At 66.0% G+C, this 23711-nt stretch carries 20 protein-coding genes; 14 read left to right on the top strand and 6 right to left on the bottom strand.

Annotated elements, in window-relative coordinates; all coding sequences use genetic code 11:
- Positions 1-78: 78 nt before the first annotated feature.
- Positions 79-570, bottom strand: coding sequence for an RNA pyrophosphohydrolase (locus B8115_RS07795; RefSeq protein WP_026037963.1), 492 nt, complete (start codon positions 568-570; stop codon positions 79-81).
- Positions 571-767: 197 nt separating this feature from the next.
- Between B8115_RS07795 and B8115_RS07790 the strand changes: the two genes are divergently transcribed.
- Entirely contained in the window at positions 768-1424 is a 657-nt protein-coding gene (locus B8115_RS07790) for an HAD family phosphatase (protein WP_010627219.1), read from the top strand.
- A 195-nt stretch (positions 1425-1619) separates the two neighbouring features.
- On the opposite strand, the gene B8115_RS07785 is transcribed toward B8115_RS07790, so the two are convergent.
- On the bottom strand, positions 1620-2594 hold the full coding sequence (locus B8115_RS07785) for a malate dehydrogenase (RefSeq protein WP_010627218.1): 975 nt from the start codon (positions 2592-2594) through the stop codon (positions 1620-1622).
- A 493-nt stretch (positions 2595-3087) separates the two neighbouring features.
- Between B8115_RS07785 and B8115_RS07780 the strand changes: the two genes are divergently transcribed.
- Positions 3088-4269: an efflux RND transporter periplasmic adaptor subunit gene (locus tag B8115_RS07780; RefSeq protein ID WP_010627217.1), complete on the top strand. Its 1182-nt coding sequence runs from the start codon at positions 3088-3090 to the stop codon at positions 4267-4269.
- 2 nt (positions 4270-4271) lie between these two features.
- Complete coding sequence (locus tag B8115_RS07775) at positions 4272-7355, top strand: efflux RND transporter permease subunit (RefSeq protein ID WP_010627216.1); 3084 nt, start codon at positions 4272-4274, stop codon at positions 7353-7355.
- Between the two features lie 218 nt (positions 7356-7573).
- Here B8115_RS07775 and B8115_RS07770 read toward each other — a convergent pair whose 3' ends face one another.
- The 4 genes from B8115_RS07770 to rsd all read right to left on the bottom strand — a co-directional run bounded on the left by B8115_RS07770 (position 7574) and on the right by rsd (position 11420).
- Complete coding sequence (locus B8115_RS07770) at positions 7574-8170, bottom strand: DUF2931 family protein (RefSeq protein WP_010627215.1); 597 nt, start codon at positions 8168-8170, stop codon at positions 7574-7576.
- A 146-nt stretch (positions 8171-8316) separates the two neighbouring features.
- Entirely contained in the window at positions 8317-8919 is a 603-nt protein-coding gene (locus tag B8115_RS07765) for a DUF2931 family protein (protein ID WP_026037962.1), read from the bottom strand.
- Complete coding sequence (locus B8115_RS07760; protein ID WP_010627213.1) at positions 8912-10651, bottom strand: DUF2235 domain-containing protein; 1740 nt, start codon at positions 10649-10651, stop codon at positions 8912-8914. The genes B8115_RS07765 and B8115_RS07760 overlap by 8 nt, the downstream gene beginning before the upstream one ends.
- Before the next feature lie 280 nt (positions 10652-10931).
- Positions 10932-11420 (bottom strand): sigma D regulator, encoded by a 489-nt coding sequence (gene rsd / locus B8115_RS07755; RefSeq protein WP_010627212.1) that lies wholly within the window; start codon positions 11418-11420, stop codon positions 10932-10934.
- Between the two features lie 211 nt (positions 11421-11631).
- Here rsd and B8115_RS07750 point away from each other — a divergent pair, with 211 nt between their 5' ends.
- From B8115_RS07750 to B8115_RS07700, 11 genes are all read left to right on the top strand, one after another.
- Positions 11632-13917 (top strand): bifunctional salicylyl-CoA 5-hydroxylase/oxidoreductase, encoded by a 2286-nt coding sequence (locus B8115_RS07750; protein WP_010627211.1) that lies wholly within the window; start codon positions 11632-11634, stop codon positions 13915-13917.
- 2 nt (positions 13918-13919) lie between these two features.
- Positions 13920-14675, top strand: coding sequence for an SDR family NAD(P)-dependent oxidoreductase (locus B8115_RS07745; RefSeq protein WP_010627210.1), 756 nt, complete (start codon positions 13920-13922; stop codon positions 14673-14675).
- On the top strand, positions 14672-15139 hold the full coding sequence (locus tag B8115_RS07740) for a MarR family winged helix-turn-helix transcriptional regulator (RefSeq protein WP_010627209.1): 468 nt from the start codon (positions 14672-14674) through the stop codon (positions 15137-15139). The genes B8115_RS07745 and B8115_RS07740 overlap by 4 nt, the downstream gene beginning before the upstream one ends.
- Complete coding sequence (locus tag B8115_RS07735) at positions 15136-15945, top strand: enoyl-CoA hydratase family protein (protein ID WP_010627208.1); 810 nt, start codon at positions 15136-15138, stop codon at positions 15943-15945. Before B8115_RS07740 ends, B8115_RS07735 begins: the two co-directional genes overlap by 4 nt.
- Positions 15945-17096 (top strand): acyl-CoA dehydrogenase family protein, encoded by a 1152-nt coding sequence (locus B8115_RS07730; protein WP_010627207.1) that lies wholly within the window; start codon positions 15945-15947, stop codon positions 17094-17096. The genes B8115_RS07735 and B8115_RS07730 overlap by 1 nt, the downstream gene beginning before the upstream one ends.
- 227 nt (positions 17097-17323) lie before the next feature.
- A complete protein-coding gene (locus B8115_RS07725) occupies positions 17324-18955 on the top strand; it encodes a benzoate-CoA ligase family protein (RefSeq protein WP_010627206.1) in 1632 nt (543 codons plus the stop codon).
- A gap of 162 nt (positions 18956-19117) precedes the next feature.
- Complete coding sequence (locus tag B8115_RS07720; protein ID WP_010627205.1) at positions 19118-20260, top strand: ABC transporter substrate-binding protein; 1143 nt, start codon at positions 19118-19120, stop codon at positions 20258-20260.
- 67 nt (positions 20261-20327) lie between these two features.
- Entirely contained in the window at positions 20328-21242 is a 915-nt protein-coding gene (locus tag B8115_RS07715; RefSeq protein ID WP_010627204.1) for a branched-chain amino acid ABC transporter permease, read from the top strand.
- Positions 21235-22281: a branched-chain amino acid ABC transporter permease gene (locus tag B8115_RS07710; protein ID WP_010627203.1), complete on the top strand. Its 1047-nt coding sequence runs from the start codon at positions 21235-21237 to the stop codon at positions 22279-22281. Before B8115_RS07715 ends, B8115_RS07710 begins: the two co-directional genes overlap by 8 nt.
- Positions 22274-23026: an ABC transporter ATP-binding protein gene (locus tag B8115_RS07705; RefSeq protein ID WP_010627202.1), complete on the top strand. Its 753-nt coding sequence runs from the start codon at positions 22274-22276 to the stop codon at positions 23024-23026. Before B8115_RS07710 ends, B8115_RS07705 begins: the two co-directional genes overlap by 8 nt.
- Positions 23020-23700 (top strand): ABC transporter ATP-binding protein, encoded by a 681-nt coding sequence (locus B8115_RS07700; protein ID WP_010627201.1) that lies wholly within the window; start codon positions 23020-23022, stop codon positions 23698-23700. The genes B8115_RS07705 and B8115_RS07700 overlap by 7 nt, the downstream gene beginning before the upstream one ends.
- Positions 23701-23711: the final 11 nt, after the last annotated feature.

The following is a 23711-nucleotide window of genomic DNA, read 5'->3' as shown; positions in this document are numbered from 1 at the left end:
AAGCACCGCCAGTGGTGGCAGCACTTACTAACGGGGCCCTGCGTTGCCCCTCTCGTACCGAACAGCGGTCTTATCCGCTCAGCGCCCTTCCAGCGCCAGCCGCTGCGCCCGCGGCGACAGCTCGCTCAGCGCGCGGCGATACACCTCGCGCTTGAACGGCACCACCTGACCCAGCGGATACCAGTAGCTGACCCAGCGCCAGTTATCGAACTCGGGCTTCTCCGAGCCGTCCATGCAGATACGGCTCTCCTGACAGCGAATCCGCAGCAGGAACCACTTCTGCTTCTGGCCGATACACACCGGCCTCGAGTTCATGCGCACCATGCGTCGCGGCAAACGGTAGCGCAGCCATCCCCGGGTACAGGCGAGCAGTTCGACGTCATCGGCGGTCAGGCCGATTTCCTCCTCCAGCTCTCGATAAAGCGCCTGTTGCGGTGTTTCGGTTGACTTGATGCCTCCCTGGGGAAACTGCCACGCATTCTGTCCTACCCGACGCGCCCAAAGCAGCTGCCCCCTTGCGTTGGCGATGATGATGCCAACGTTGGGGCGAAAGCCGTCAGCGTCGATCACGGACGTCACCTTGTGAAATTCATCGTTGCTTGCATTCTTCCACAAGGGCGCGAAGCGCATCAATACAACGTTGGGGCCGAACCGGCGGCAGGAGAAAAAGCTGTGGCAGGCTTAGCAGCGAGGACGTTGTCTGACATAATCGCCAGCTTTCACGAAACCTAGCAAGTCATTACTCACCAAATCGCAAGGGGTAAGCCGTGAGTCTGGCCATCTTCGACCTGGACAATACCCTGCTCGCCATCGACAGCGACCACGCCTGGGGCGAGTTTCTGCTCGAACAGGGAGCAGTGGATGCCAAGGCCTACCGTGAAGCCAACGACCGCTTCATGGCCGACTATGAGGCGGGCACGCTGGACATCCATGCCTTTCTCGCCGTGGCGCTCAAGCCGCTCGCCGACAACAGCCCCGAGCAGTTGGCCGCCTGGCATCAGCAGTTCATGGCCAGCAAGATCGAGCCCAACATCCTGGCCAAAGGCGAAGAGCTGCTGGCGCGTCACCGCAGTCGTGGCGACACCCTGCTGATCGTCACCGCCACCAACCGCTTCATCACCGGCCCCATCGCCGAGCGGCTGGGCGTGGATCATCTCATCGCGGTGGAGCCGGAGGTGCGCGACGGCCGCTACACCGGCCAGGTCAGCGGCACGCCGAGCTATCGCGAAGGCAAGGTCAAGCGCCTGGAGGCGTGGCTGGCGGACAAGGACTACACCCTGGACGACGCCTGGTTCTACAGCGACTCCCACAACGACCTGCCGCTGCTGGAGCTGGTGGAGCACCCGGTGGCGGTGGACCCCGACGCCACCCTGCGCGAGGTGGCCGAACGGCGCGGCTGGCGCATCATGAGCCTGCGCGACTGACCCAGGCCCGCCCTGCCATACGCAAAACCCCGAAAGCCTGGGCTTTCGGGGTTTTTCATTTCTGCTTAAACGCTGAGCAAATAGCCGAGCGAGATGAAGCGCAAGGCGCGCGGCGCACAGGAACCCGAGCATATGGGGTATATGTGAGGGTTACGAGCACCGCGCAACACAGCGATTCTCTCGCGTAGGCATTTGTTACCCCAGAAGGTGCTCGACCGCGGCGCGCTCTTCTCTCAGTTCGTCTTCGGTGGCCTTCATCTTGGCGCGGCTGAACTCGTCGATCTCCAGACCCTGGACGATCTCGTAGTCGCCGTTCTGGCAGCGCACCGGGTAGGAGTAGATGATGCCCTCGGCGATGCCGTAGCTGCCGTCGGAGGGAATCGCCATGCTCACCACCTGATCGGTGCCCAGCGCCCAGTCGCGCATGTGGTCGATGGCGGAGGAGGCAGCGGAAGCGGCAGAAGAAGCACCGCGCGCCTTGATGATCGCCGCGCCGCGCTGCTGCACGGTGGGGATGAAGTCGTTCTCGTACCAGTCGCGCTCGACCAGATCGAAAGCCGGCTTGCCGGCCACCTTGGTGTGGGCCAGATCCGGGTACTGGGTAGCGCTGTGGTTGCCCCAGATGATCATGCTGTCGACATCGGTAACGCGCTTGCCGGTCTTCTGCGCCAGCTGGGTCAAGGCGCGGTTGTGATCCAGACGGGTCATCGCGGTGAACTGACGCGGGCTCAGGTCGGGCGCGTTGCAGGAAGCGATCAGGGCGTTGGTGTTGGCCGGGTTGCCCACCACCAGCACGCGCACGTTGCGGCTGGCATTGTCGTTGAGCGCCTTGCCCTGCACGGAGAAGATCGCCGCGTTGGCTTCCAGCAGGTCCTTGCGCTCCATGCCCGGGCCGCGCGGACGGGCGCCGACCAGCAGAGCGAAATCGGCATCCTTGAAGGCGACGTTCGGGTCGTCGGTGGCGACGATGTCCTGCACCAGCGGGAAGGCGCAGTCGTTCACTTCCATGACCACGCCGTTGAGCGCGTCCATGGCCTGGGGAATCTCGAGCAGCTGGAGAATGACGGGCTGATCCGGGCCCAGCATGTCGCCTGCGGCAATACGGAAGATAAGGGAGTAGCTGATCTGGCCGGCACCGCCGGTAATGGCAATACGTACGGGATCTTTCATCGTTGCTCCTTCGGTTGAGCCGCCGTGAGGAAAACGCTGCTACGAATGGCTGCGCGAGCGAATCGTTCAGCATTTTCCTGAGGATGAGCCTTGCGAGCGCTTGCCCGCCCTGGCCGGGATTCGGACCGCAAGATGGTATGCTTGCATTGCACAAAACTCAATCCGACCTCCGACTAGGGAAAACCCTGCACAATGACTGCGCGAGCGAAGCGCTGCGTTGCGCGGTGCTGGTGCGCCAGCCCGGTCGGAATCCTCACATATACCCCATATGCTCCGGCTCCTGTGCTCCGTGCGCCTTGCGCTTCATCTCGCTCGCCGATTGTGCAGGGCTTCCCCATGGCACGACTGCCACCTTTTTCGGCTTTTGCGCTATCATGCAATGCTTGATTAGCCGAGTAGGCGGCACGATTCAGCCAGCTTGGCTCCGCGCGACGCAGCACTCGCTGCACAGGCTCGTCTACCGTACTCCTGCTATCGAACCAGGGAAGGCCGCATGCTCAGACGTCCCCCTATTTCCGCGCTGCTGGCCGCTCTGGTGCTGCTGGCTCTGCTGCTGTGGCTGGCACTCGGCGACGTGCAGCGCTTCCAGCAGCAGGCGCCCACCGCGGAAGCGCCACCCGCCGAGACCCTGCCCCGGGTCGAGTACCGTCACAGCAGCGCCGTCGCCTACCAGCCACAGCGGGTGGTCCAGGGCCAGCTGATGGCCTTTCGCGAGGTCGAGCTGCGTACCCGCCATGCCGGCCGGGTCGTCGAATTGCCGGTCACCCAGGGCAGCACGGTGGAAGCCGGCTCGCCCCTGCTGGCGCTGTCGCGCGACGCCCTGGAAGCGCAGCTGCAGCGCGCCGAGGATCGGCTCGAACTGGCCAGGGCCGAGCTGACCGGGGCCGACAGTTTACGTCAGCGCAACCTGATCTCTCAGCCCGAACTGCTGGGCCTTCAGAGCAGCGTCAGCGTGGCGGCGGCGGAGCTGGCCGAGCTGCGCCAGGCGCTGGAGGAGACTCGCCCCGCGGCCCCCTTCGACGGCGTCGTGGACCGTCTTCACGTGGAACTGGGCGAGGTGCTGCAGGTCGGCGACCCCTATGCCAGCCTGGTCGACGACCGCCGTCTCAAGGCCAGTGCCTGGGTGGCCCAACGCGATGCCCCCGACCTTGCCCCCGGGCTGCCCGTCGAGGCGCGCCTGCTGGACGGCAGCCGCCTCGACGGCGAGCTGACCCACGTCGCCAGTCGTGCCGATGAGTCCACTCGCTCCTTCTATATCGAAGCCGAATTCGACAACGCGGAGCGGCGCCGTCTGGCCGGCGCCAGCGCCACCCTGGCGATCACCCTGCCCGAGCGCGAGGTACACCACTTCTCCCCCGCCCTGCTCGAGCTGGACGCTGAGGGCCGGCTGCGGGTCAAACACCTGGACGAGGAGGACCGGGTGGTGAGCACGCCCATCAGCCTGGTCGCCGCCGACGCCACTCAGGCCCGTGTGGCCGGGCTGCCCGAGACGATTCGCCTGATCACCCTGGGCAGCGGCTTCGTCGCCCCCGGCGAGGAGGTCATCGCCGTGCCGGCGCCAAATGAGAGCGACAACGGCACCCTCGACGAAGATGCCGCCAACGCCATTACCGACGAAGCCATTACCGACGAAGACGGCACGATCAGCGAACGCGCAGAACAGGAGACTCCCTGATCATGCGTACCCTGATCGAGGCCGCACTGGACCGGTCGCGCACCACTCTACTGCTGCTGCTGGCCCTGCTGCTGGCGGGCCTCGCCGCATGGCAGGCAGTGCCCAAGGAGGCCAACCCGGACGTACCGATCCCCATCATCTACGTCTCGCTGGCACTGGAGGGGGTGAGCCCCGAGGATGGCGAACGACTGCTGGTGCGGCCAATGGAGCAGGAGCTGCGCACCATCGAGGGTGTGCGCAAGATGACCTCCCAGGCCAGCGAAGGCCACGCTGCGGTGACCCTGGAGTTCGACGCCGGCTTCGACCCGCGTCAGGCGCTGGCCGACGTGCGCGAGCGGGTCGACATCGCCAACGCCTCGCTGCCCGACGAGGCCGAGGAGCCGCGGGTGTTCGAGGTCAACGTCGGCCTCTTCCCGGTGCTGACCCTGGGGCTCTCGGGCCCCATCGAGGAGACCCGGCGGCTGGCCATCGCCCGCCAACTGCAGGATGCCTTCGAGGGCGTGCCCGAAGTGCTCGAAGTGGAGATCGGCGGCGAGCGCGAGGAGCTGATGGAGATCGTCATCGACCCGCTGGTGCTCGACAGCTACGGCGTCGACTTCGACACCCTGTTCAACCTGATCACCCGCAACAACCGCCTGGTGGCCGCCGGCAGCCTGGATACCGGCGCCGGCCGCAGCCCGGTCAAGGTGCCCGGCATCATCGAATCGCTGGACGACGTGCTCAACATGCCGGTGAAGGTCGACGGCGACCGGGTGGTCACCTTCTCCGACGTGGGCTGGATCCACCCCACCTTCAAGGACCCAGCGGGCTTCGCCCGCATCGACGACGAGCCGGCCCTGGTACTGGAGATCTCCAAGCGTGCCGGCGCCAACCTGATCGCCACCATCGAGGGGGTGCGCGAGATCCTCGACCAGGCCGCGCCGCTGCTGCCCGAGGAGCTCTCGATCACCACCATCATGGACCAATCGGTGACCGTCGATCAGATGCTCTCGGAGCTGCTCAACAACGTGCTCACCGCCGTGGTGCTGGTACTGATCGTGATCCTGGCCGCCATGGGCGTGCGCTCGGCGCTGATGGTGGGGCTGACCATTCCCGGCGCTTTCCTCACTGGCATCCTGCTGATCTGGGCCATCGGTTACACCCTCAACATCGTGGTGCTGTTCGCCCTCATCTTGGTCGCCGGCATGCTGGTGGACGGCGCCATCGTGGTCAGCGAACTGGCCGACCGCCACCTGCGCGAAGGTCAGCCGCCGCGGCAGGCCTGGATCAACGCCGCCTCACGCATGAGCTGGCCGGTGATCGCCGCCACCGCCACCACTTTGGCGGTGTTCTTCCCGCTGCTGTTCTGGCCCGGCGTGGTGGGTGAGTTCATGAAGTACCTGCCGGCCACGGTGATCCTGTGCCTGATCGCCTCCTTGGCCATGGCGCTGATCTTCCTGCCCACCCTGGGCGGTGTGTTCAGCGTACGCGCCAGCCGGGCCGTGCACGGCGAAGAGATGATCACCGCCGGCGGGCGCCTGTATCGTGCCACCCTGGCCAAGCTGCTGGCCTGGCCGGGCATGACGCTGACGATCGCCCTGCTGCTGATGGCGCTGATCTTCGTCGGTTACGGCCGCTTCAATCATGGCGTCGAGTTCTTTCCCGCCGTAGAGCCGGAAAATGCCCAGGTGGTCGTTCGCGCCCGCGGCGATTTCTCGGCGCTGGAGAAGGACGCCATCGTGCGTCGGGTGGAAGCGCGGCTGACCGGCATGAGCGAGGTGCAAGCGCTCTATGCCCGCTCCTACGCCATTCCCAACGAGCAGCTCGGCAGCGACGTGATCGGCACGGTGCAGTTCCAGTTGATCGACTGGCAGGAGCGCCGCCCGGCCCAGGTGATCATGAACGAGATGGCCGAGCGCACCGCCGACCTGCCCGGGGTCGTGCTGGAGTTCCGCGAGCAGGACATGGGCCCCGGCGCCGGCAAGCCGATCGTGCTGGAGGTGAGCGCCCAGCAGGAGGCCGATAGCGCGGCCACGGTGGAAACCATCCGGCGCGAAATGGAACGCCTGGGCGGCTTCCGCGACATCGAGGACAACCGCAGCCTGCCCGGCATCGAGTGGCGGCTCAACGTCGACCGTGCCGCCGCCGCCAGGCTCGGCGCCGATGTCGCCGCCGTGGGCAGCGCCGTGCAACTGGTCACCAACGGTCTGCAGGTGGCGAGCTACCGCCCCGCCCACGCCCCCGACGAAGTCGACATCAGCGTACGTTTCCCCCATGACTGGCGCAGCATCGATCAGTTGGACCGCCTGACCCTCAATACCTCCCGCGGGCAGGTGCCGATCTCTCACTTCGCCAGCCTCGAGCCTGCGCCACGGGTCGGCACCCTGCACCGCATCGACGGCCAGCGTGCTATCACCCTCGAGGCGGACGTGGCCGCAGGCTACCAGCCCGACGAGCGTCTGCGCGCGCTGCTGGCGGCGTTGGGCCCACCGCCGGAGGGTGTGCGCGTCAACGTGGCCGGCGAACAGGAGGACCAGGAGGAGGCCAGCCGCTTCCTGATCACCGCCTTCCTCGTGGCGATCGGGCTGATGCTGCTGATACTCGTCACCCAGTTCAACAGCCTCTACCAGGCGCTGCTGGTGCTCTCGGCTATCGTCTTCTCCACCGCCGGCGTGCTGATGGGCCTGCTGATCAACGGCCAACCGTTCGGTATCGTCATGGTGGGCATGGGTATCATTGCCCTGGCGGGCATCGTGGTGAACAACAACATCGTGTTGATCGACACCTACAACGAGCTGCGCCACGCGGGGCTGGCGCCCTACGACGCCGCTCTGGAGGCCGGCGGCCTGCGCCTGCGCCCGGTGCTGCTCACCGCCATCACCACCGTGCTGGGGCTGATGCCGATGGTGTTGGAGATCAACGTCAACCTGTTCGCCCCGAGCCTGGGATTCGGCGCCCCCTCCACCCAATGGTGGACCCAGCTCTCCAGCGCCATCGCCGGCGGCCTGGTGTTCGCCACCGGGCTGACGCTGCTGCTGACGCCATGCATGCTGGTGCTGTGGCAGCGCCGCTCGACGCGGGAAGCGACCGAGCCCGCCGAGACGTGACGAAGCACGACCCCAAATGAATCAATCAAGGAAAGGCGGCGGTCAATAATAGCAATGCCAGCAGCCATTGGCGTAGGCGGGTCGCCCATGACCTAGGCATTCTGCGGCTCCTGAGTCGGTAGTTAGGAGTGCATCGACACATTAGGGAAGACCCGGCGCTTGCCGCCAGGCTCCGGAGCGTGGGCAGGCTTTCCTGGCGGTGCAAGGTAACCTGCGCCTCACCACGGCGAGGGAAATACACCTTCGTTGACGTACTCTTCGATGTGCTCACGGTACCAGTCAGGGTTCCCCTCTGCCTCCTCGGCCCACGCCGACTCCACGATTGGCGCATGGAAGTCCCTGCTGCGATCCCCGCCGCAGGCGCGACAGCGAGCCCGCCACCAGACATAGACCTCACCCTCACCGGAGAAGCCGGCCACCAGAGTGTGGCGATAATCCGATGTCGGGTAATCCCGGTACCATTGCTGAAGCAGGGCATCCGAATCCGGCAGTCCCAGATCGATCTCGTAGAAGGTCTGGGTGCGGTAGGAGAACCAGCGGGCTTGTATCGACCGTGGGGCGGGAAGATAGGTTCCAAGAACAGCGGTCCTGTTCCCTCTAGGCGGATCGCGATCAAACCCTTCACTCAAACCACCAACTGGAGCCCCCCAGGCACGATCGAAAGTCAAATTCTCAACCCACACTGGCCAACCACGAGGCCCCCCTACGGTTTGGAGAGTGAACTCATATCGTGTTGGCTCCGCCTCGCAGGCGGCGGTGAATAATAGCAATGCCAGCAGCCCTTGGAGTAGGCGGGTCGTCCATGGGCTAGGCATCCTGCGGCTCCAGAGTCGGTAGGTAGGAGTGCACCGACACATTAGGGAAGGCCCGGCGCACACCGCTGGGCTCCGGCGCATGGGCCAGACTTTCCTTATAGTATGCGATGAGGGCGGCGCAGGCTGGCTTCGACGCGCTGATCATGTCATTCCCAGGGCGAGGGAATGATTCCCTCATCAATCCGTCGCTGAGTCTGGCTGCGAAAGGTCGCCGGATCGCCCTCGATCTCCTCAGCCCAGGCCGACTCCACGATGGGCGCATGGAAATCCCGGCTGCGATCCCCGCCGCAGGCGCGGCAGCGAGCCCGCCACCAGACTTTGGCTTCCCCTCTACCGGAGAAGCCAACCATAAGATAATGGCGGTAATCGGGCAGCGGATAGTCCCGGTACCACTGCTGCAGCAGAGCATCCGTATCCGGCAGTGCCAGATCGATCTCATAGAAGGTCTGGGTGCGATAGGAGAACCAGCGCGCCTGTACCGAGGCGGGAGCGGTCACCGGATGCGCCAGGTGGATATACGATCCGCTGCGTGGGGGGGAATACTCGAAACCAGCGCTGAGATTGCCAGCTGGCGAGCGCCAGGTGTCATCGAAGGTCAACTCTTCTACCCAAACTGGCCATCCTCTTGGTCCACCGAATGGCTGTACGGTAAAGTCGTAGCGACGAGGCTCCGCCTCGCAGGCGCTGGTGAGCAGTAACAAGGCCAGCAGCAACCCGTGGCGCAGAAGTGCCATCCACGACCTAAGCATTCTGAGGCTCCTTCAGGGCCGTTATCGGCACTTCGTGGCGATTGGGGAAGACCCGGCGCACACCGCTGGGCTCCGGAGCGTGGGCCAGGCTTTCCTGGCGATGCGAGGTATGGATGTAGCCGGCGAAGTGTTCATGCGATACGTCCAGCATCCACTGCCGGCCACGTCGCCTGCCGCCTTCCCACCACTCATCGATCAAGGTTTGCAGCTCGGCGGGGATGGTATGGTCCGCATCATCCCGGAGTTCATCAAGGGGCACCCAGGCTCGCTTCGCCTCGTCGTACATCCGGTGCAGGGCGTAGATGGCCAGCTCCTTGCGCGTGGCACGGCGCTCGATCTCGAGCACGTCCCGGCCATCCACACGAATGTCGAGCCCTCTGGCCTGCGCTTCCGCCTGGGCCCGGCGGACCGTCTCACCAATGGCCCCCAGCCCAGCACGGCGGCGTACGATCAGTTCCTCATGGTTGGTGAAGCCCAGTTCCAGGTTTGGGTTCTCGTAACCTCCGCCCACATCTGAGTGCGCACCGGGCAGGACAATTTCAGCGAAGTTGCCGGGGTGGTTGCCCTGGGCATCGGCAATGCTGCTGAGGGGAAAATTGCGGCGGATCTCGTGATGGGCGGTGAGCTGCACCACGCGGGCGGCACTGCCCGAGGCGATGTAGAGATCGAAATCGAGATTACGGGCAGTCCCTGGCCAGTAGAAGCTACCCACGGTATCGAACAGCCCGACGAAGCGCACCTGCGGAAAGGGTATCGGCCTAGGCGGAAAGGCCCGGATGCGACGCAGCGGTGGTTGATAGCCTGGCCTGTCGAGGCGGAAGTCCGGTACCAGCAGCGTTTCCGGCCAGCGATGGATCAGGTTGACGAAGTGCCGGGCCAGGGCCGCGCCACGGCTGAAGCCGAACACATCGAAGGTGATCGTGGCATCCGGGTTGTCCTCCAGAATCTCGCGGACATCAGTCAGCGCCTGTTCGATACGCGCATGGCCGCCCTCTGGACCCACACCAGTGCCCAGCCCAGCGAGGTCTTCGGCGGCCACAAAGCCATCCTCGCTCTCCCGGCCGGTAATGGTCCCCACGCCTTGGATATAAATTCGATAATCACCTCTTTCGGGATCATTAGGATACAAGTCAAATAACTTGGCCACGTTGGTGATATCGCGGTCGGGCAACTGCCGGTCGTTGTACTTGTTGTTGCCGGTGCCGTCGAAGAACACGCCGATCTGCAGCGTACGCTGCGGTGCGGGGGGCGTTTCTGGCTCCGGTGGCGGGGTGGAGAGTCGCGGTTCGGGCGTAGGCGTAGGGCGAACGACGCCCCAATCACCGAAGCGTTGCTGCGAGGCTACGGCCTGTGGCCCCAGTCCTCGGGCATTCAGGCGAGGGAGGTTCCTTTTAAGCAGGCTCTCCAGCCCCAGGACGGATGCCCCGCAGAGATTCGCGCACCATTGCTGGCCGTTCCATTCGACCAGAGGGCAGAAGGGGCGGTCGAAACCGTCGTTCAGGACCAGCAGCAGATCACCCTGCTTGACCGCCTTGACGATCGTCCGGATCGCCTCTGCTTTATCCGGAAACAGACCGTGTCCGCCTGCCTTTCTATACAGCTGGGAGAGGTTTTCCCGGCCAGACTCCCTCGATAGCTTGCTTTCGATCTTGCTCGCGGCAAAGGTGGGCAACTCAATGAAGGGAAGGTCGATATCCCTGACGTCATGACCACGAATGAGCTTCCAGAACACTGCCCCCCTCTCCTATCCCTGGCTTTCCATGAAAGGAAAGTGGATTAGGGTATCCGGATGGTGTAGGACGCCGCTATGGACAATTTCCTACAACGACAATGGCCAATGGATTAATTTTCTGTGCGAGAGCCATCCCCAGCTGCGCCAGCGTATGCCCCATCGCAACGCCGAGCGCGCAGACATAAACGCCGCCCCGGGGACAAACCGGGGCGGCGTCAAAATGGGTCGGCCCGCAGGCCTGCTAGAGAACGGTTCGTAGAACCAGAACCATTCGGTAGCGCTATTCGGTTTCGGTTTCCGGGCGCGGCGTATGCGCGGCGTGCAACCTGGCGATCAGTTGGTCTTCCAGGGCGAAGCGTTCGGTCAGCCCCTTGGCCAGGCGATCGAGCCATGCGGGCAAGCGCGGCAGGAAATGCTGGCAGCGCACCGGGGTCGAGAAGTCGGCGTCGAAGGCCAGCACCAGTTCGGTGGAGAGCTCCAGGCGCTCCAACAGCTTGGCGGCGATTTCCAGCGCTTCGTGATCCTCGAAGGCGTTGGCCTCCTCACGCAGCTGCGGATAGATCTCGAAGTGACCGGCGCTGATGTAATCCATCAGCAGCTCGCTGAAGCGATCGATCTGGGGCTTGCACACGGCCTCGAGCTCAGTATCGCAGGCCTCCTTGAGCTCGATGAAACTGACCAGCAGCTCACGGCGCTCGTCGAGCCAGCGGTCGATCAGCTGATGCACGCCGCCCCAGCGTTCCCTGGCTGTCTTGCACTGTTCCAGCATGGAGAGCCTCCTTCCCCTGTGAAGCCGGTTGCAGCCCGGACCCTGCCGAACCCGAAACCCCAGACTCACCCTTGCCAGCCTGACTGTCAATCCTTGGCCGAGGGAAAAACGTTCTTCAACGATTTACTTCAAGCTTGAAATTTTAAGCTTGAAGTATTTCTTCGGCGGGTCTAGCCTGATATCAACTACAACAACCAAACGGTTCCGCCTCATGAGAATCGCCTGCCTGGGCGGTGGCCCCGCCGGCCTCTACTTCGCCATCAGCATGAAGTTGCACGACCCGGCGCACGAGATCGTGGTGATCGAGCGCAACCGCCCCGACGACACCTTCGGCTGGGGCGTGGTGCTCTCCGACGAGACGCTGGACAACCTGGCCGCCAACGATGCCGTGAGCGCGGCGCGCATCCGCGAGCACTTCGCCTACTGGGACGACATCGCCGTGATCCACGACGGCGTCAAGACCGTCTCCACCGGCCACGGCTTCTGCGGTATCGGCCGCCGCCAGCTGCTGTTGCTGCTGCAGGCGCGCGCCCGGGAGCTCGACATCGAGCTGCGCTTCGAGAGCGACGTCGCCGAATCCGCCATCGATGAGCTGCGCCGCGAGTTCGACCTGGTGCTGGCCGCCGACGGCCTCAACTCACGCACCCGTCAGCGCTATGCCGAGCATTTCCAGCCCGACATCGACGTGCGCGCCTGCAAGTTCGTCTGGCTCGGTACCCGTCAGACCTTCAACGACGCCTTTACCTTCATCTTCGAGAAGACCGAGCACGGCTGGGTGTGGGCTCACGCCTACCAGTTCGATGCCGACACCGCGACCTTCATCGTCGAGTGCAGCGAGGCCACCTGGCAGGCCTTCGGCTTCGGCGAGATGAGCCAGCAGGCGTCGATCGAGGTGTGCGAGCGCATCTTCGCCCGTCACCTGGGCGGCCATGCGCTGATGAGCAACGCCAACCACATTCGCGGCTCGGCGTGGATCAACTTCCCTCGCGTGCTGTGCGCGCGCTGGAGCTTCGACAACGTGGTGCTGATGGGCGATGCCGCGGCCACCGCGCACTTCTCCATCGGCTCCGGCACCAAGCTGGCGCTGGAGAGCGCCATCGCGCTGGCCGACTACCTGCACAGCGAGCCCGACATGGCCAGCGCCTTCGCCCGCTACGAGGAGGAGCGCCGCCTGGAGGTGCTGCGCCTGCAGTCGGCGGCACGCAACTCCACCGAGTGGTTCGAACAGGTGGAGCGCTACCTGGCTCTCGACCCGGTGCAGTTCAACTACTCGCTGCTGACCCGCTCCCAGCGTATCAGCCACGAGAACCTGCGCCTGCGCGATCCGGCCTGGCTCGAGAGCGCCGAACGCTGGTTCCAGGCTCAGGCCGGCAACGCGAGCAGCGCACGGGCGCCGATGTTCGCCCCCTACCGGCTGCGTGACATGCAGCTGGTCAATCGGGTGGTGGTCTCGCCGATGGCCCAGTACAAGGCGGTGAACGGCAGCCCCACCGACTGGCACTTCGTGCACTACGCCGAGCGCGCCAAGGGCGGCGCCGGACTGGTCTACACCGAGATGACCTGCGTCTCGCCGGAGGGCCGTATCACCCCCGGTTGTCCCGGCTTCTACGCCCCCAAGCACGAGGCGGCATGGAAGCGGTTGTGCGACTTCGTCCACGCCGAGACGCCGGCCAAGCTGTGCGCCCAGATCGGTCACTCAGGGCCCAAGGGCTCGACCCAGCTCGGCTGGCAGGAGATGGACGCGCCGCTCGCCGAGGGCAACTGGCCGATCATGGCGGCTTCCGCCGTGCCGTGGTCGGCGCGCAATCAGGTGCCCAGGGCCATGGATCGCGCCGACATGGAGCGGGTGCGCGACGAGTTCGTCGCCGCCGCCCGCATGGCCGAGCGCGCCGGCTTCGACATGCTCGAGGTGCATGCCGCCCACGGTTACCTGCTCTCCTCCTTCATCACGCCGCTGACCAACCGCCGCGACGACGAGTACGGCGGTTCGCTCGAGAACCGCATGCGCTATCCGCTGGAGGTGATCCGCGCAGTGCGCGCCGCCTGGCCGGCCCACAAGCCGCTCTCGGTGCGCATCTCGGCCAACGACTGGGTCGGCGACGAGGGCGTCACCCCCGATGAGGCGGTCGAGATCGCCCGCCTGCTCCAGGCTGTCGAGGTCGACATCGTCGACGTCTCCGCCGGGCAGACCTCGATCCAGGCCAAGCCGCAGTACGGGCGCATGTTCCAGACGCCCTTCTCGGATCGCATCCGCAACGAGACCGGCATGGCTACCATGGCGGTGGGCAACATCTACCAGGCCGACCACGTCAACTCGATCCTGATGGCCGGACGCGCCGACCTGGTGTGCCTGGCCCGCCCTCATCTGGCCGACCCCTACTGGACGCTGCATGCCGCCGCCGGCATCCAGGACGGCGAATGCGAGTGGCCGTCGCCCTATCGGGCCGGGCGCGATCAGCTGCAGCGCCTGGCCGAGCGCGGCGAAGGGTGGGTGTGAGCATGAACACGACCCTGCCTCCCCTCGACGGCAAGCGCGCGGTGATCACCGGCGGCGGCAGCGGCATCGGCGCCGACATGGCGCTGGCCTTCGCCGAGGCCGGCGCGAAGGTGACCATCACCGGGCGCCGCATCGCTGCGCTCGACGCCTTGGCCGAGCGACACCCCAACATCGCTACCGCTGTCGCCGACGTAACCCGCGAGGCCGATATGGTCGCTCTGTTCGAGCGCCTGGGCGAGGTCGATATCGTGATCGCCAATGCCGGGGCCGCTGAGAGCGCACCGCTGGCCAGAACCGGCCTCGACCAGTGGCAGCGCATGCTCGATGTCAACCTGACTGGCGTGTTCCTGACCCTGCGCGAGGGCCTCAAGCGCGTGCGCGACGGCGGCCGGCTGATCGCCGTGGCCTCCACCGCCGGGCTCAAGGGCTATCCCTACGTGGCGCCCTACTGCGCCGCCAAGCACGGCGTGGTGGGTCTGGTGCGCGCCCTGGCCCAGGAAGTGGCGGGACGCGACATCACCGTCAACGCACTGTGCCCCGGCTTCACCGAAACCCCGCTGCTGGAAGAGAGCATCGCCACTATCGTCGCCAAGACCGGGCAGACGGCGGAGCAGGCCCGCGCCCACCTGCAATCGACCAATCCCAGCGGCAGGCTGATCCAGCCCGCCGAGGTCACCGCCACCGCGCTGTGGCTGTGCGGTCCGCACAGTAGCGCCATCCACGGCCAGGCGATCTCCATTTCGGGAGGCGAGACATGAGCGCACCAAAGGCAAAATCCGACGCCCTGAGCAAGGAGCGCCTGCGCCTGTGGCTGCGCATGCTCAGAGTGACCCGTCAGGTGGAAGCGGCGTTGCGCGAGAAGCTGCGCCTGGAGTTCGAATCCACCCTGCCACGCTTCGACGTCATGGCCGCGCTCTATCGCGACCGCGAGGGGCTGAAGATGAACGAGCTCTCCAAGCGGCTGCGCGTCTCCAACGGCAACGTCACCGGTATCGTCGACCGCCTGGCCGAGGACGGCCTGGTGGAGCGCATCGCCATCGAAGGGGACCGCCGCGCCACCCTGGTACGCCTCACCTCCGCCGGCTGTGATGCCTTCACCGTCATGGCCGAGGCCCACGAGGGCTGGGTCGACGAACTGCTGGATGGCGTCGATGCCGAGGATGCCCACCACATCGGCGAGCTGCTGCACCGCTTGCCGGCCGACACGGGAGCACGACCATGAAACTGGCCGACCTGACGCCCAGGCATTTCCTGTGGCGCATGGAGGGCGAAGTGGCGGTGATCCGCCTCGACCGCCCCGAACGCAAGAATCCGCTCACCTTCGACAGCTACGCCGAGCTGCGCGACACCTTTCGCAATCTGGTCTATGCCGAGGACGTCAAGGCCGCGGTGTTCGCCGCCAACGGCGGCAACTTCTGCTCCGGCGGCGACGTCCACGAGATCATCGCCCCGCTGGTGGGACGTGACATGAAGGGGCTGCTCGAATTCACCCGCATGACCGGCGACCTGGTCAAGGCAATGATCCACTGCGGCAAGCCGGTGATCAGCGCGGTGGACGGCGTCTGCGTCGGCGCCGGCGCCATCATCGCCATGGCCTCGGACATTCGCTTCGCCACGCCTCGAGCCAGCACCGCCTTCCTCTTCACCCGGGTGGGCCTGGCCGGCTGCGACATGGGGGCCTGCGCCATGCTGCCGCGCATCATCGGCCAGGGCCGCGCCGCCGACCTGCTCTACAGCGGGCGCAGCATGAGCGCGGAAGAGGGCCATCAGTGGGGCTTCTACAATCGTCTGGTCGAGCCCGATGCGCTGGAAGCCGAGGCCATCGCCTACGCCACCCGTCTGGCCCAGGGCCCGACCTTTGCCCACGGCATCACCAAGACCCAGCTCAACCAGGAGTGGTCGATGAGCCTGGAGCAGGCCATCGAGGCCGAGGCCCAGGCCCAGGCGATCTGCATGCAGACCCGCGACTTCGAGCGCGCCTACCGCGCCTTCGCCGCCAAACAGAAGCCGGTCTTCGAGGGGGATTGATGAGCGATACGAGCTTTCTCGACTGGCCCTTCTTCGAGGCCCGCCATCGCGACCTGGCCAAGCGCCTGGAAGCGTGGTGCCAGCGCGAGTTGCCCCGCGACCACGCCGACGTCGACGCTACCTGCATCCAGCTGGTGCGCGACCTGGGTCGGGCGGGCTTCCTCGAGGGCACTGCGGGGGACGCCATCGACGTACGCAGCCTGTGTCTGATCCGTGAAACCCTGGCCCGCCACGACGGCCTGGCCGACTTCGCCTTCGCCATGCAGGGGCTCGGCACCGGGGCCATCAGCCTGTTCGGCAGCGCCGAGCAAAAGCAGTGGGTGGACAGGACCCGCCGCGGCGAGGCGCTTTCCGCCTTCGCCCTGAGCGAGCCGCGCTCGGGCTCCGACGTGGCCCAGTTGGATACTACCGCCGAGCGCGACGGCGACGGTTACCGCATCAACGGCGAGAAGACCTGGATTTCCAACGGCGGCATCGCCGATGTGTACACCCTGTTCGCCCGAACCGGCGAGGGGCCGGGGGCCAAGGGGCTCTCCTGCTTCCTGGTGCCGGCCGACACGCCGGGGCTCGAAATCCGCGAACGGCTGGAGACCATCTCGCCCCACCCGCTGGCCCGGCTCGGCTTCGCCGACATGCGCCTGCCGGCCAGCGCCATGATCGGCCAGCCCGGCCAGGGCTTTCGCATCGCCATGGCGGTGCTCGACGTGTTCCGCTCCACGGTGGGCGCCGCCGCCCTGGGCTTCGCCCGCCGCGCGCTGGACGAGTCGCTGGACCGGGCCAGGAACCGCGAGCTGTTCGGCGCCAGCCTGGCCGACCTGCAGATGGTGCAGGGCCACCTGGCAGAGATGGCGCTGGACGTGGACGCCGCCGCGCTGCTGGTCTATCGCGCCGCCTGGACCAAAGACATGGGCGCCGAGCGGGTCACCCGCGAGGCGGCCATGGCCAAGCTCTACGCCACCGACCGCGCCCAGCAGGTGATCGACAAGGCGGTGCAGCTGCACGGCGGCGACGGCGTGCGCAAGGGCCACATCGTCGAGAGCCTGTATCGCGAGATCCGCGCGCTGCGCATCTACGAAGGCGCCTCGGACGTGCAGAAAGTAGTTATCGCCCGCAGTTGCTTGGCACAACAGAACAACACCCGACATGAATAAAACAGTAAGGGGGAGACGCTGTACAAATCGCCGAGCGAGATGAAGCGCAAGGCGCACGGAGCAAAGGAACCGGAGCATATGGGGTATATGTGAGGATTCCGAGCACCGCGCAACGCAGCGATTCGCTCGCGCAGGCATTTGTGCAGCGTTTCCCAAGACACGCCAGACCCGTATCCCCTGTCGACGCTTCCGCGCCGAACAACAACAACGACGTACGGAGAATGGTCATGAACGCACCGTCGGCTCACGCCGATACCTTTGCCCGGGACAACCTGCCTCCCGTGCATGAATGGCCCGAGCTCAGGCTCGACGGCTTCGACTATCCCGAGCGGCTCAACGCCGCGGTGGAACTCTGCGACCGCTGGCTCGAGCGTGGCCATGGCGAACGCGTGGCGCTGATCGGCAACGGCCGACGACGCAGCTACCGCGAGCTTGCCGAGTGGAGCAACCGCCTGGCCCACGCCCTGGTGGAAGAGCTCGGCGTGCGCCCCGGCAACCGGGTGCTGATCCGCTCGGCCAACAACCCGGCCATGGTCGCCTGCTGGCTGGCCGCGACCAAGGCCGGCGCGGTGGTGGTCAACACCATGCCGATGCTGCGCGCGAGCGAACTGACCCAGATCGTCGACAAGGCCGAGATCGCTCTGGCCCTGTGCGATACCCGCCTGCTCGACGAACTCGAGGCCTGCGCCGCCGGGAGCGCCTTCCTGAAGCGAGTGGTCGGCTTCGACGGCACGGCCAACCACGATGCCGAACTCGACCGACTGGCGCTGGACAAGCCCACCGAGTTCGAGGCGGTCGCCACCGCCGCCGACGATGTCGCCCTGCTCGGCTTCACCTCCGGCACCACCGGCCAGCCCAAGGCCACCATGCACTTCCATCGCGATCTGCTGATCATCGCCGACGGCTACGCCCGCGAGGTGCTGCAAGTGAGTGCGGACGACGTCTTCGTCGGCTCGCCACCGCTGGCCTTCACCTTCGGCCTCGGCGGGCTGGCCATCTTCCCGCTGCGCTTCGGTGCCAGCGCCGTGCTGCTGGAGAAGGCCACGCCGCCCAACATGATGGAAATCATCCGCGAGCATCGTGCCACCGTCGTATTTACTGCCCCCACCGCCTATCGCACCATGCTCGCCTCGCTCGAAAGCGGCGAGGAACTCGACAGCCTGCGCCTGGCGGTCTCGGCCGGCGAAACGTTGCCGGCACCGATCTACCATGAATGGATCGAGAAGACCGGCAAGCCGATCCTCGACGGCATCGGGGCCACGGAGATGCTGCACATCTTCATCTCCAACCATCTGGACGACCATCGCCCGGGCTGCACCGGCAAGCCGGTGGCCGGCTACGAGGCCAAGGTCGTCGATGCCGAGATGAACGAGCTGCCCCGCGGCGAAGTGGGACGCTTGGCGGTGCGCGGTCCTACGGGCTGTCGCTACCTGAACGACGTACGGCAGCTCAAATATGTTCGCGACGGCTGGAACATCACCGGTGACGCCTTCGTTCAGGACGAGGAGGGCTACTTCCACTTCGCTGCGCGCAACGACGACATGATCGTCTCGGCCGGCTACAACATCGCCGGCCCCGAGGTGGAAGCCGCCCTGCTGGCCCACGAGGCGGTGGCGGAGTGTGCCGTAATCGGCGCACCGAATGGAGAGCGTGGGCAGATCGTCGAGGCCTTCGTGGTACTGTCTCCCGGGGTCGAGCCGGATGCCGAGTGCGTCGAGCGGTTGCAGCAGTTCGTCAAGCAGCGCATCGCCCCCTACAAGTATCCGCGCTCGGTGCGCTTCGTCGAGGCGTTGCCGAAGACGGCCACCGGCAAGGTGCAGCGCTTCCGGCTGCGCCAGGAGCATTATCCTGGCGATTGATGACCGAGCCAGGCGATTGATGGCCGGACATTGGAAGGTCCGATGGTGGATCAGACTGACGGCGGAAAACGGCCCGACAGCCATGGCTGACGGGCCAACCTAACGAGGCGCTGGACACGTTGCGCCGATGAGACAAAAACGAGAGCGAAGAGGGGTATCCTCATGAAGAAACTAGCCAGCCTTGGCCTCGGCCTGCTGATGACCGCCAGCATGACGGCAGCCCAGGCCGATGAGGTCAGAATCGGCATGATCACGACACTTTCCGGCGGCGGCTCGCATCTGGGCGTGGACGTACGCGACGGCTTCATGCTGGCCATGGAGCGCTCGGGACGCGATGACGTGCGCGTGTTGATCCAGGACGACGCCAACCGTCCCGACCTGGCGCGCAGCCTCTCCAACGAGTTCATGCAGCGCGACAACGTCGACATTCTTACCGGCATCATCTGGTCGAATCTGGCCATGGCGGTTGTGCCGGCGGCCGTGCGCCAGGGTACCTTCTACATTTCCCCCAACGCCGGGCCCTCCGACCTGGCCGGGCGCATGTGTCACGAGAACTACTTCAACGTCGCCTATCAGAACGATAACCTGCACGGGGCCATGGGCGCCTACATGCGCGAACAGGGCTTCGAGCGGCCCATCCTGCTGGCGCCCAACTACCCCGCCGGCACCGACGCCCTGGCCGGCTTCAAGCATCTCTACGAAGGTGAAGTCGTCGACGAGATCTACACCCAGATGGGACAGACCGACTACGCCGCCGAGATCGCCCGGATCCGTGCCAGCAACGCCGACAGCCTGTTCTTCTTCCTGCCCGGCGGCATGGGCATCTCGTTCATGAAGCAGTGGGAGAACTCCGGCGTCGACCTGCCGGTGTTCGGTGCCGCCTTCTCCTTCGACGAGACCATCATCAAGGCGGTGGGCAGCGCCGCCATCGGCGCCATGAATACCTCGCTGTGGGCCTACGATCTCGACAACGAGGCCAACCACGCCTTCGTCGAGGCGTTCCGTGAGGCCTACGGCCGCACGCCGACGCTGTATGCCGCCCAGGGCTACGACACCGCCAACCTGATCCTGAGCGCGCTGGAGAAGGCCCACCCGAGCGATCAGGATGCCTTCCGCGAAGCCCTGCGCGAAGCCGATTTCGACACGGTGCGCGGCAAGTTCCGTTTCGGCCCCAACCACCATCCGATCCAGGACATCTATGTACGCGAGGTGGTCGAGGGTGACGACGGCCAGCCCACCAACCGTCTGATCGGCATCGCCGTGGAGGACATCCAGGACATCTATCACGAGCAGTGCCAGATGTGATGCAACGCCAGTGCCGCCGGGCCGAGGGTTCGGCGGCGCCTTCCTTGCCTTTCACGGTTGACGCTTCATGACATTATTCATCGAACAGCTCATCAACGGCCTTCAGCTCGGTACCATGCTGTTCCTGATGGCCAGCGGCCTGACCCTGGTGTTCGGGGTCATGGGACTGATCAACCTGGCCCATGGCTCCTTCTACATGGTGGGCGCCTACGCCACGGCGCTGGTGACCGCCGCCACCGGCTCCTTCTTCGTCGGCCTGGTCGCGGGTATCGCCGTGGCCGCCGCGGTGGGCGCCCTGGTGGAGCTGATCGTGATCCGCCGGCTCTATCACCGTCCGCACCTGGACCAGGTGCTGGCCACCTTCGCCCTGATCCTGATCTTCTCGGAGGGCACGCGCTGGGTGTTCGGCTCCTCGCCGCTGTGGCTCAACCCGCCGGCCATGCTGTCGGGCTCGGTCACGCTGCCCGGCGGGCTGCGCTACCCCATCTACCGGCTGGTGATCATCGCCGTGGGCGTGGCCGTGGCGGTGGGCATGTACTTCCTGATCACCCGTACCCGGCTCGGCATGCGCATCCGTGCCGGCGAGAGCGACCGCGAGATGATCGGCGCCCTGGGCGTCAACATCGCCCGGCTCTACACCCTGGTGTTCGCCATGGGCGCGGCGCTGGCCGGCCTGGCCGGCGCGATGGTCGGTGCCCTGCAGTCGGTGCAGGTGGGCATGGGCGAACCGGTGCTGATCCTGGCCTTCGTGGTGATCGTGATCGGCGGCATCGGCTCGATCAAGGGAGCGCTGTACGGCGCCATCCTGGTCGGCGTGGTGGATACCCTGGGGCGAGTGTTCCTGCCCGCCTTCTTCCGCCAGTTCATGAGCCCCTCGGAGGCCGCCGGCGTCGGCTCGGCCATCGCCGCCATGCTCATCTACATCATGATGGCCGCCATCCTCGCCTTCAAACCCAAGGGACTGTTTGCCGCCAATGAATAAGTCCAACACCTCGACGCTCGCGCCCCAGCCGGGGCTGCCGACACCGGCGGCCAGCTGGTACGACCGCAAGGGGCTGGTGCAGATCGGCCTGCTGGCCTTCCTGCTGCTGGTGCCCCTGGCGCTCTATTTCCTCGGTCACATCTACTACGTCAATCTGGCCTCGCGCATCACCCTGATCGCCATGGCCGCGGTGGGCCTCAACCTGGCCATCGGCTACGGCGGCATGATCAGCTTCGGCCACGCCGCCTACTTCGGTCTGGGCGGCTACGTGGCCGGCATCAGTGCCTATCACGCCTTCGATTTCACCCCGGTGATCGGCTGGCCCATCGCCATTCCCGGCAGCGACAGCATGCTGGTGATCTGGCTCGCGGCAATCCTGCTGTGCGGCCTGCTGGCGCTGGCCATCGGTGCCATCTCGCTGCGCACCACCGGGGTCTACTTCATCATGATCACCCTGGCCTTCGCCCAGATGATGTACTACTTCGCCAACTCCTGGCCCACCTACGGCGGTGAGGACGGCCTGCCGATCTTCCTGCGCAACGGCCTGCCGTGGGTGGATACCAACGACGCCCTGACCTTCTTCCTGATCTGCTTCGGCGGGCTCGTGCTCTCGCTCGCCCTCACCTCGCGGATCATGAAGTCGCGCTTCGGCGCCGCACTCACCATGGCGCGGCTCAACGACACGCGTCTGGCCACCGCCGGTGTCTCGCCCTACCCCATTCGCCTGGTCGCCTTCGTCATCTCGGCGATGATCACCGGGCTGGCCGGAGCACTCTACGCCGACCTCAACGGCTTCGTCAGTCCCACCATGCTGAGCTGGCACATGTCCGGCGAACTGATGGTGATCGTGATACTCGGCGGCGTGGGCCGGCTCTACGGGCCGCTGGCCGGCGCGCTGCTGTTCGTGATGATGGAGACGCTGCTGGGCGGCATGACCGAGTACTGGCAGCTGTTCCTCGGCCTGGTGCTGCTGTTCGTGGTGCTGTTCGCCAAGCATGGCGTGATGGGCTGGCTGGCCGGGAGGGAGCGTCATGAGTGAAGCCGTGCTCGAACTCATCGATCTCAACAAGCGCTTCGGCGCTCTGCAGGCCACCCGCGACGTCTCGCTGGACCTGTACCCCGGCGAGATCCATGCCCTGATCGGCCCCAACGGCGCCGGTAAGTCGACCCTGATCGGCCAGATCGCCGGTAGTCTGAAACCCGACTCCGGCCGTATCATGCTGGCCGGCCAGGAGATCACCTCGCTCAGCGTGGCGCAGCGGGCCCGGCTGGGGCTGGGGCGCAGTTTTCAGGTCTCGTCGCTGGCCGAGCCGCTGTCGGTAAAGCGCAACGTGATGATCGCCGTACAGGCGCTGCAGGGCCACAGCTTCCGCTTCTGGAAACCGGTGCAGCGCGACGAAAGCCTGCTGGCCCCGGCGCTGGAGGCGCTGGAACGTATGGCGCTCACCCACCGCGCCGACACCCAGGTGGCCGAACTCTCCCACGGCGAGCGCCGTCAGGTGGAAGTGGCCTGCGCGCTGGCACTCAAGCCCCGGGTACTGTTGCTCGACGAACCCATGGCCGGGCTCGGGCCGGAGGGCACGGCACACCTCACCGAGCTGCTCGAGGCGCTCAAGCTCGAGGTACCGATCCTGCTGATCGAGCACGACATGGACGCCGTGTTCCGCCTGGCCGACCGCATCTCGGTGCTGGTGGCCGGCGGCGTGATCGCCCAGGGCGACAGCGCCGCGATCCGCGCCAACCCGCAAGTCCGCGAAGCCTATCTGGGAGAGGCGACATGCTGAACGTCACCGCGATCGAGACCTTCTACGGCCCTTCCCAGGCGCTGTTCGGCGTCGACCTGAGCGTCCAGGCCGGCGAGATGATGGCGCTGATGGGACGCAACGGCATGGGCAAGACCACCACCATCCGCTCCATCTTCGGCCTCACCCCGGCACGCAGCGGCAGCATCACCTTCGAGTCCCACGACCTGCGCCGCCTGCCGTCGTACCGCATCGCCCAGGCCGGCCTCGGCCTGGTGCCCGAGGGGCGGCGCTGCTTCCCCAACCTCTCGGTGCGCGAAAACCTGGTGGTCACGGCGCGTCCCGGCTACTGGAGCCTGGCGCGGGTGGAGAAGCTCTTCCCACGTCTGGCCGAGCGGCGCACCCAGATGGCGCGCACCCTCTCCGGAGGCGAACAGCAGATGCTCGCCATCGGCCGCGCGCTGATGACCAATCCCAGACTGCTGGTGCTCGACGAGGCCACCGAGGGCCTCGCCCCGGTGATCCGTCACGAGATCTGGGCCGCTATTCGCGAGCTCAAGGACCAGGGCCAGTCGACCCTGATCGTCGACAAGTCGCTGGCCGAGCTGCTGCCGGTGGCCGACCGCTGCACCATCCTGGAGAAGGGACGCACGGTGTGGACGGGGGAGCCCGCCGCGCTCGACGACGAGCTGCGCGACCGTTACCTGGGCGTTTGAGAGGAAGCCGC

The sequence above is a fragment of the Halomonas sp. KM-1 genome (assembly GCF_000246875.1).
Taxonomy (GTDB): domain Bacteria; phylum Pseudomonadota; class Gammaproteobacteria; order Pseudomonadales; family Halomonadaceae; genus Halomonas; species Halomonas aerodenitrificans.
Note: the sequence above shows the minus strand (reverse complement) of the source record. Positions and strands in the feature narration are given on the sequence as shown.

What these genes read in the sequence shown, in the direction of transcription:
- B8115_RS07785 (WP_010627218.1), bottom strand. Translation starts at nt 2,594, where the DNA reads ATGAAAGATCCCGTACGTATTGCCATTACCGGCGGTGCCGGCCAGATC.
- B8115_RS07780 (WP_010627217.1), top strand. Translation starts at nt 3,088, where the DNA reads ATGCTCAGACGTCCCCCTATTTCCGCGCTGCTGGCCGCTCTGGTGCTG.
- B8115_RS07775 (WP_010627216.1), top strand. Translation starts at nt 4,272, where the DNA reads ATGCGTACCCTGATCGAGGCCGCACTGGACCGGTCGCGCACCACTCTA.
- B8115_RS07770 (WP_010627215.1), bottom strand. Translation starts at nt 8,170, where the DNA reads ATGCCTAGCCCATGGACGACCCGCCTACTCCAAGGGCTGCTGGCATTG.
- B8115_RS07765 (WP_026037962.1), bottom strand. Translation starts at nt 8,919, where the DNA reads ATGCTTAGGTCGTGGATGGCACTTCTGCGCCACGGGTTGCTGCTGGCC.
- rsd (WP_010627212.1), bottom strand. Translation starts at nt 11,420, where the DNA reads ATGCTGGAACAGTGCAAGACAGCCAGGGAACGCTGGGGCGGCGTGCAT.
- B8115_RS07750 (WP_010627211.1), top strand. Translation starts at nt 11,632, where the DNA reads ATGAGAATCGCCTGCCTGGGCGGTGGCCCCGCCGGCCTCTACTTCGCC.
- B8115_RS07745 (WP_010627210.1), top strand. Translation starts at nt 13,920, where the DNA reads ATGAACACGACCCTGCCTCCCCTCGACGGCAAGCGCGCGGTGATCACC.
- B8115_RS07740 (WP_010627209.1), top strand. Translation starts at nt 14,672, where the DNA reads ATGAGCGCACCAAAGGCAAAATCCGACGCCCTGAGCAAGGAGCGCCTG.
- B8115_RS07735 (WP_010627208.1), top strand. Translation starts at nt 15,136, where the DNA reads ATGAAACTGGCCGACCTGACGCCCAGGCATTTCCTGTGGCGCATGGAG.
- B8115_RS07730 (WP_010627207.1), top strand. Translation starts at nt 15,945, where the DNA reads ATGAGCGATACGAGCTTTCTCGACTGGCCCTTCTTCGAGGCCCGCCAT.
- B8115_RS07725 (WP_010627206.1), top strand. Translation starts at nt 17,324, where the DNA reads ATGAACGCACCGTCGGCTCACGCCGATACCTTTGCCCGGGACAACCTG.
- B8115_RS07720 (WP_010627205.1), top strand. Translation starts at nt 19,118, where the DNA reads ATGAAGAAACTAGCCAGCCTTGGCCTCGGCCTGCTGATGACCGCCAGC.
- B8115_RS07715 (WP_010627204.1), top strand. Translation starts at nt 20,328, where the DNA reads ATGACATTATTCATCGAACAGCTCATCAACGGCCTTCAGCTCGGTACC.
- B8115_RS07710 (WP_010627203.1), top strand. Translation starts at nt 21,235, where the DNA reads ATGAATAAGTCCAACACCTCGACGCTCGCGCCCCAGCCGGGGCTGCCG.
- B8115_RS07705 (WP_010627202.1), top strand. Translation starts at nt 22,274, where the DNA reads ATGAGTGAAGCCGTGCTCGAACTCATCGATCTCAACAAGCGCTTCGGC.
- B8115_RS07700 (WP_010627201.1), top strand. Translation starts at nt 23,020, where the DNA reads ATGCTGAACGTCACCGCGATCGAGACCTTCTACGGCCCTTCCCAGGCG.